Genomic DNA, 6,985 nt, shown 5'->3' with positions numbered 1-6,985 from the left:
GGAGATTCAATTTTAACATAGAAATCAGGGGGTCGTTGTTTTTTTATACAAAAAAACTTCTAAAACCTTGATATATAAAGATTTTTAAAGAAAGAAGTGTAAATAAACTTTACACTATCAAAAGAAAAGTGGAGATATAACTATGAAAATTTCCCAAGAAAAACAACTACTTATGAAGAATTATCTAGGATATATAGATCTATAAAATATGAGGAATTAGTTAATAAGGTTGAGGTGTTAGTTAATAGTGGAACTTCAATACCTAAATTAAGAACGGGTACTAATGGTAGAAATTCTATTCTATATAAAAAGTATGCAATTAATAAACCACAGGAAGATTTTACAGAAATGCTTAATGAAATAAGAAATTAAAATGCTTTCTTTATCATTAACTATTATTTAAATAAGCTTAAAGAATATCAAAAGATAAGAGAATACATTTAGAAGCTAAATAACTACACTACTTATAATATGGATAAATTAAAAATTTCTCTATCTATTAATGAAAGATCTTATGAAATATGGGTTGAAGAAAAATATTTAAGAAAAGCCTCTACATTACTTTCCAATTTAAGAATCTCTATTCAAAAACTAAATGTATATAATACACCTGAACATTTTTTTCAGAAACAATTAGTAAAACTTCTAACGTAGTTTTGATAATAGAGAATAAAAATACGATTTTCACCACTTGTTTTAAGTAAAGCATATATATTTAACAATAATGAAAACATAACGAATCCTATATAGAAATAAGAAAACTAAATAGTAATTTTGTTAGGGATTATATTATAAGTATACAAAATTACTAATATCAAAGACCAAACCTTACATACTTATATTCAGTAAATGAGGAAATTATAGCAAATGGAACTACAACATCATTTGAATCACTATTGATGGGTACTAATACAGAAATAATTTCAGTAGGTGATACTATTAAAGCTAATTGTATTAATTATACTACTATCTTTAATGTAACACCAAATGTACTAACTTACATAATAGAGAAATGCTAGATAACAGAAAAAGACCATCTTCTAATGAATATATATTTTTTATAAAGTATTTGATAAGCAATTATCTAAAACAACTATTCTACATATATACATAAGGAGACATATCACAATGATTTTGGAGTACAGGATTAAAGAAATGGATATTAACATATGTTAGTCATAGTGTTGATTTAAATTAAATACATGGTGTATAATAGTATATATCCTATTTTTTAGGAGGAAGAATATGAATTATACTAATAAATATATGTATGATTTAAAAAAGTGGACTAAAAATGTAACAAAAAAGACCTTTTTTAAATATTTGTTCTTGCCACAATTCAAATTAGTATATTTAAAAAGAAAATGTGAAAAGAAAAGAAAATATTTTAAATTTGTAACGTTACTTTTTAAATATATCTATAAACATTATCAAATTAAATATAACATTGAAATACCATCAGAAACAGTGATAGGAAAAGGGTTTAAAATAGCACATATTGGTGGAATTGTTGTAAATTCGAAAGTATTAATTGGTGATAATGTAACGATTTTAAATGGAGTATTAATTGGTTATGAACCTAGAGGCATAAGAAAAGGAACCCCAACAATTAAAAATAATGTTTGGATTGGTTCTAATGCTGCCATTGTCGGGAATATAGAAATTGGTAACAATGTCTTAATTGCTCCTAATGCATTTGTAAATTTTAATGTTCCTGATAATTCTATTGTTATTGGAAATCCTGCTAAAATTATAAAAAAAGAAAATGCGGTTAAAGATTATATTACAGTTAATATTTAAATCATATATCCTTTACTTGTAGGAAAAGTTAGAGATGATGCAAAAATTACAGTTAGAACAATGAAATCAGTTAAGGAAAAAAGTTAGAAATAGAGCAACTTTCAATTCTAAACGATCTTCAGTAGATATACTTATAGTTTAAGAAATAAGTAAACTCCAATTCATTATTCATCTACCTTTGTCAAATTACTATAATATTTTATTTTCCCAGAAAGAACATCATCATAAAATTCCTGTTTCCAGTCAATATAATCTATACTTTTTTGTAGCTCATCCATTGCCGTAAGAAGTTGCTTACGTTTCATTTCTAGTATGATTTTACGCTCTGGAATTGTAACTTGTCCTTGAAGGCAAAGAGCAAGATATTCTTTCATTTCCCTGATGCTCATATTGCATTTTTTAAGGCAACTTAAACTTTTAATCCATGCAATATCACTATCATCAAAAATACGATGATTATTTTTATCACGTTTTACATTTGGCACAAGACCTTCATTACAATAGTATTTTAAAGTTTCATAGGTGAGATTTGTCACCTCACAAGCTTGCTTCATAGAATACATAGGAAAACCTCCTAAAAAAGTTCTTGACCGGTAGTTACTACCGATTGTTACAATCAAATTGTAGCATAAATTTGTAAATAGAATCAATATTGAGATGGAGGAATATAAAATAGAATATATAACATTAAATAATGGTTTAAAGATGCCTATTTTAGGATATGGAGTATATCAGGTATCCAAGGAGGAATGTCAGCAATGTGTGATGGATGCATTAAAAGTTGGCTATCGTTCCATAGATACGGCACAAAGTTACTTTAATGAAGAGCAGGTTGGAAGTGCCATTGTAAAATCAGGAGTTCCAAGAGAAGATATTTTTTTAACAACTAAGGTTTGGATTGAGCATTACGGTTATGAAGAAACATTGGCTTCCGTAAAGGAATCTATGGAAAAACTTCAAACAAACTATCTAGATCTACTTTTACTACATCAACCATTTGCAGATATATATGGAGCCTATCGTGCATTAGAAGAGTTATATGAGGCAGGAAAAGTAAAAGCTATAGGTATTTCTAATTTCTATCCAGACAGAATGATTGATATAGCCTCATTTTCTAAAATCAAACCAATGGTAAATCAAGTAGAAGTTCACCCTCTTCATCAACAAGAAGAAGCTAAACAGTGGATGGATAAATATAATATTCAGATAGAAGCATGGGCACCATTTGGTGAAGGAAGAGGAGATATATTTAGTAACCCTATTCTTGCACAGATTGCTGAAAAGTATGGGAAATCAGTAGCACAGGTCATCTTAAGATGGCATATTCAAAGGGGAGTAGTAGTTATTCCAAAGACTACTCATATAGAACGTATGAAAGAAAATTTCAATGTATTTGATTTTACATTATCACAAGAAGACATGAAATTAATTGCTGACTTAGATAAAAGCAAAGTGTCTTCTTCTCACATCAAGATCCTGCAATGGTAGAATGGTTTGTAAATATGGTCGAGGAACGTAAAAACCACCATAATTTTAAAAATGAAAAGAAAAATTTGTAGAGGTGAATAACATGAATTATCTAGAAGCTTCAATAGATGATTTAGAACAAATTATCGAAATGAGATTAGAATATATCGCTAGTGATCAAGGCACTATTAAAACAGAAGACATAAAAGCAATGAAAGAGCAATTACCAGCTTATTTTACAGAAAATATAGGTAAAAGCATATTTGTTTTTGTTGCTAAAGATAATGAAAAAATAGTCTCAACTGCTATGTTGAATATTATTACTAAGCCCTCTAATCCTCACTTTATTAACGGAAGAGTAGGAGAAGTACTTAATGTATATACTAAAGAAGAATATAGAAAACAAGGGATAGCTTCTAAACTTATCAATATGTTATTAGAGTTTTCTAAAGAGAAGAATTTAGATTATGTTGAACTAGAATCTACAAATGAAGGATATCAACTTTATAAAAAGATTGGATTTAAGGATAGTAAATCTAATTATACTCATATGAAATATGAATTATAGAGTATCTCTGTTAATACATGATAATCAAAGAGGTGTATTGTAATGTTAAAAGTAAATTTTTACGAATTAAACACAATAGATGAGAATAACCTAGATTTTGCGGTGATTGCATGTAGGTATAATAAAAAGTGGATCTATGTTAAACATAAAAAACGTAATACATGGGAAATTCCCGGAGGACATAAAGAAGCAAATGAAAATATTGATACAGCAGCTAAAAGAGAATTATATGAAGAAACAGGAGCTAAAAAATTCGATTTACATCCTATATGTATATATTCTGTTGATAGAGAGAATGACAAATCATATGGTCAATTATATTATGCAGATGTATATTGCTTTGATGATCTGCCAGATTATGAAATTGAAAAGATTAAACTTTTTGATTCCATGCCATCAAATTTAACATATCCTTTGATTCAACCAACTTTATTAGAAAAAGTTAAACAATTTGGAGTAATAAAATAGTTTATTTAGTAAAACATCTACACAAGTATCATTAAGTGAAGCACAAGCTAGAGGACTAGATGCCTGTAAGAATTGTCATTAAATTAAAGATACATATGCTATAGAATAATATCTGTTATTCTATAGCTTTTTTAATTAATTGGCAAAATTCATACAATATATTAGGTATAATATGCTAAAATTGTATTATAAAAGAGGAGAATAGGAAATATTAGATACTGTTTTTTATATTGTGAGGAATCAATTATGAATGATATTATTTTTAATAATATAAGTTTATATAGAAAGGAGAAACAATGAAAGAATATATAATAGACAATAAAAATAATAAGATAAGATATCATGACTTCCAAGGTGGTGACACACCAATATTATTTATTCATGGATTAGGTTGTGCAGGTTCTTTTGATTATCCTGAAGTAGCTGCACAAAGTGAACTTTTAAATCATAGGCGAATATTGATAGATTTACTAGGGAGCGGATTCAGTGATAAGCCAGATGATTTTGGATATACAATAAATGATCATGTTAAGTATTTATATAAATTTGTACAAGATTTAAATCTTGATAAATTTATAATCTTTGCTCATAGTTTAGGTGGTCCAATTGGAATTGAATTAGCTTATAAATGTAAAGATAAAGTGGAAACTATTATATTAAGTGAAGCTAATCTTGATAAAAGTTATGAAGGAACGTCTAGTTATCAATTTGGTACTTGTAATGAAGATGATTTTATAAACGAAATGTTTTATCAAGTTATTACAGAAAATTCAGAGGATAATTCTATGTGGGCAGCTACACTATCAGTTTGCTCTCCGCTAGCTATCAGTAGGATTTCCCAATCAGCGGTAAGTGGATCAACACCATCTTGGCGTGATACTTTATATTCATTAAAATGTAAAAAAACATTTATCTTTGGTGAAAAGTCTTTACCTGACAATGATGAAAAAGTACTATCTGAACATGGGATAAATATTGAAGTTGTAAAATCAGCAGGACATTCCATGGCATGGGAAAACCCTAAGGGATTAGCAAAAGCTATAAAAAAAGGTATACTTTTCAGTAGATAGGGAAACTAAAATGGATATAGCAGTACTATCAGATATACATGGAAATTATGTATCCTTGCAAAGCTGTATTGATTACGCTTTAAAAAGAGATATTAACACTTTTTTCTTCTTAGGAGATTACCTTGGAGAGTTACCTTACCCAGAAAAAACAATGGATATTATATTTAAAATGAAGAGTCAATATAATTGCTTCTTCATTAAAGGAAATAAGGAAGATTATTGGTTAAATTATAAAAAAGGTGATAAATCAATATGGAAAGAAAATAATTCAACTACCGGTTCTTTATTATATACATATAGTCATTTAAGAGAAAAAGATATTGAATTTTTTAGTAGTTTAGAAATAGTACAATTAGTAAAATTAAATGAATTTCCTCAAATAACAATATGTCATGGTTCACCTAATAAAACAACTGAAAAGATGTCGCCTGATACAGAGAATACATTCGAGATAATGAAGAAAGATACATCAGATTACATCTTATGTGGACATACACATATTCAAAGAAAGATTAAATATGAAAATAAGATACTTTTAAATGGAGGTTCAATAGGTGTGCCATTACATAGTGATGGAAAAGCACAATTTCTAATTTTGCATGGAATAGAGGATAGCTGGATCGAAGAATTTGTAAGTATTGATTACGATAGAGAAAAGATAATCAGAGATTTACATGAATCAAAGCTGGATATCAAAGCTCCATATTGGTGCAAAATAACAGAACACTTGTTGTTAACAGGTGAAGTTTCTCATAGAAGTGTTCTTATAAGAGCCATGAATTTATGCAAAAAAGATACCGGAAATTGTATCTGGCCCAATATTCCAGAGAGGTATTGGGAACAGGCTGTTAACGAAATGATTAATTATAACTATTAAATTACTAATAATACTTTCCTTTCTATCATCGAAGGTTAGTATACCGTATTTGCCATAATAAAAGGAACTATCACTTATAAGTTTTTATTTATTAATGCGACAGTCCCAATAATATTTGTATAAACTTTTAACTAATGTATATAATATTAATAGGTTTTTTATTATTAAGTTGTATACTTAGTTAAAATATGTTATAGTAAAATTAAAGAAGAGGCGTTGGGCCGCCTCTTATGTCAATGTTATTGAGTGGTATAATTGTTACTTATGCAAATGCATAAGTAACAATTATTTTTTGTCTTTTATATCTAGTCTATGTTTAATCTTTTCAGATGTAAAATCACTTTTAAAGTCTTTTCCAAGACACATTGCTACCAGAGCTATTATTGTCAAACAAAACATTCCAATACCAATAAGATATAACATAACTATCACCTGCCTTTCAGCATTAACACAAGAAACGTACCTCTTCGTGGTTGCAATTAAATATGACAGGTGATAGTGAACATCTACTATTTTACTTACCTTTTAATTATATCATATTAATAAAAAAATATACTATAAAATTAAAATAGAAGTCTATATGTATAAATAAAACTATTTATAAAATAATAACATTAAAGACGACTGGTAATATGTCAAGATAAAAAAACTTTAAAATTGGAAATTTTCTAGTTTGTCTTATTAAAAAAAGGGTAACTTTAATAAAGCTCATTCTGATTCCAAAATTTTACAGGG

General features: G+C 27.7%; 9 protein-coding genes. 7 read left to right on the top strand and 2 right to left on the bottom strand.

From position 1 onward, the window contains the following. The first annotated feature begins 234 nt into the window (after positions 1–234). Positions 235–372: a hypothetical protein gene (locus KQI30_RS16225; RefSeq protein WP_216464391.1), complete on the top strand. Its 138-nt coding sequence runs from the start codon at positions 235–237 to the stop codon at positions 370–372. 873 nt (positions 373–1,245) lie between these two features. Next, on the top strand, positions 1,246–1,800 hold the full coding sequence (locus KQI30_RS16220) for a serine acetyltransferase (RefSeq protein WP_253287549.1): 555 nt from the start codon (positions 1,246–1,248) through the stop codon (positions 1,798–1,800). A gap of 164 nt (positions 1,801–1,964) precedes the next feature. Here KQI30_RS16220 and KQI30_RS16215 read toward each other — a convergent pair whose 3' ends face one another. Next, positions 1,965–2,363, bottom strand: a complete 399-nt coding sequence (locus tag KQI30_RS16215) for a MerR family transcriptional regulator (protein ID WP_216464390.1) — start codon at positions 2,361–2,363, stop codon at positions 1,965–1,967. 94 nt (positions 2,364–2,457) lie between these two features. Here KQI30_RS16215 and KQI30_RS16210 point away from each other — a divergent pair, with 94 nt between their 5' ends. The 5 genes from KQI30_RS16210 (at position 2,458) to KQI30_RS16190 (ending at position 6,250) form a co-directional block, all read left to right on the top strand. After that, a complete protein-coding gene (locus KQI30_RS16210) occupies positions 2,458–3,288 on the top strand; it encodes an aldo/keto reductase (protein ID WP_437177744.1) in 831 nt (276 codons plus the stop codon). 82 nt (positions 3,289–3,370) lie between these two features. Beyond that, positions 3,371–3,835: a GNAT family N-acetyltransferase gene (locus KQI30_RS16205; protein WP_216464389.1), complete on the top strand. Its 465-nt coding sequence runs from the start codon at positions 3,371–3,373 to the stop codon at positions 3,833–3,835. Between the two features lie 42 nt (positions 3,836–3,877). Then, the gene (locus KQI30_RS16200) at positions 3,878–4,303 is read left to right on the top strand and encodes an NUDIX hydrolase (RefSeq protein WP_216464388.1); all 426 of its coding nucleotides are present in this window, start codon (positions 3,878–3,880) and stop codon (positions 4,301–4,303) included. A gap of 296 nt (positions 4,304–4,599) precedes the next feature. Beyond that, a complete protein-coding gene (locus KQI30_RS16195; protein ID WP_216464387.1) occupies positions 4,600–5,373 on the top strand; it encodes an alpha/beta fold hydrolase in 774 nt (257 codons plus the stop codon). A 10-nt stretch (positions 5,374–5,383) separates the two neighbouring features. After that, entirely contained in the window at positions 5,384–6,250 is an 867-nt protein-coding gene (locus KQI30_RS16190) for a metallophosphoesterase family protein (RefSeq protein WP_216464386.1), read from the top strand. Positions 6,251–6,535: 285 nt separating this feature from the next. Here the strand turns inward: KQI30_RS16190 and KQI30_RS16185 are convergent, their stop codons facing one another. Continuing rightward, positions 6,536–6,673 (bottom strand): hypothetical protein, encoded by a 138-nt coding sequence (locus KQI30_RS16185; RefSeq protein ID WP_216464385.1) that lies wholly within the window; start codon positions 6,671–6,673, stop codon positions 6,536–6,538. Positions 6,674–6,985 lie beyond the last annotated feature (312 nt).

This window comes from Clostridium bornimense, from assembly GCF_018917145.1.
Taxonomy (GTDB): domain Bacteria; phylum Bacillota; class Clostridia; order Clostridiales; family Clostridiaceae; genus Clostridium_AN; species Clostridium_AN bornimense_A.
This window is presented reverse-complemented; position numbering and strand designations above follow the sequence as displayed.

Excerpts from the sequence above, each read along its gene's own strand:
- KQI30_RS16185 (WP_216464385.1), bottom strand. The coding sequence starts at position 6,673 with ATGTTATATCTTATTGGTATTGGAATGTTTTGTTTGACAATAATAGCT.
- KQI30_RS16205 (WP_216464389.1), top strand. The coding sequence starts at position 3,371 with ATGAATTATCTAGAAGCTTCAATAGATGATTTAGAACAAATTATCGAA.
- KQI30_RS16210 (WP_437177744.1), top strand. The coding sequence starts at position 2,458 with ATGGAGGAATATAAAATAGAATATATAACATTAAATAATGGTTTAAAG.
- KQI30_RS16190 (WP_216464386.1), top strand. The coding sequence starts at position 5,384 with ATGGATATAGCAGTACTATCAGATATACATGGAAATTATGTATCCTTG.
- KQI30_RS16220 (WP_253287549.1), top strand. The coding sequence starts at position 1,246 with ATGAATTATACTAATAAATATATGTATGATTTAAAAAAGTGGACTAAA.
- KQI30_RS16215 (WP_216464390.1), bottom strand. The coding sequence starts at position 2,363 with ATGTATTCTATGAAGCAAGCTTGTGAGGTGACAAATCTCACCTATGAA.
- KQI30_RS16200 (WP_216464388.1), top strand. The coding sequence starts at position 3,878 with ATGTTAAAAGTAAATTTTTACGAATTAAACACAATAGATGAGAATAAC.
- KQI30_RS16195 (WP_216464387.1), top strand. The coding sequence starts at position 4,600 with ATGAAAGAATATATAATAGACAATAAAAATAATAAGATAAGATATCAT.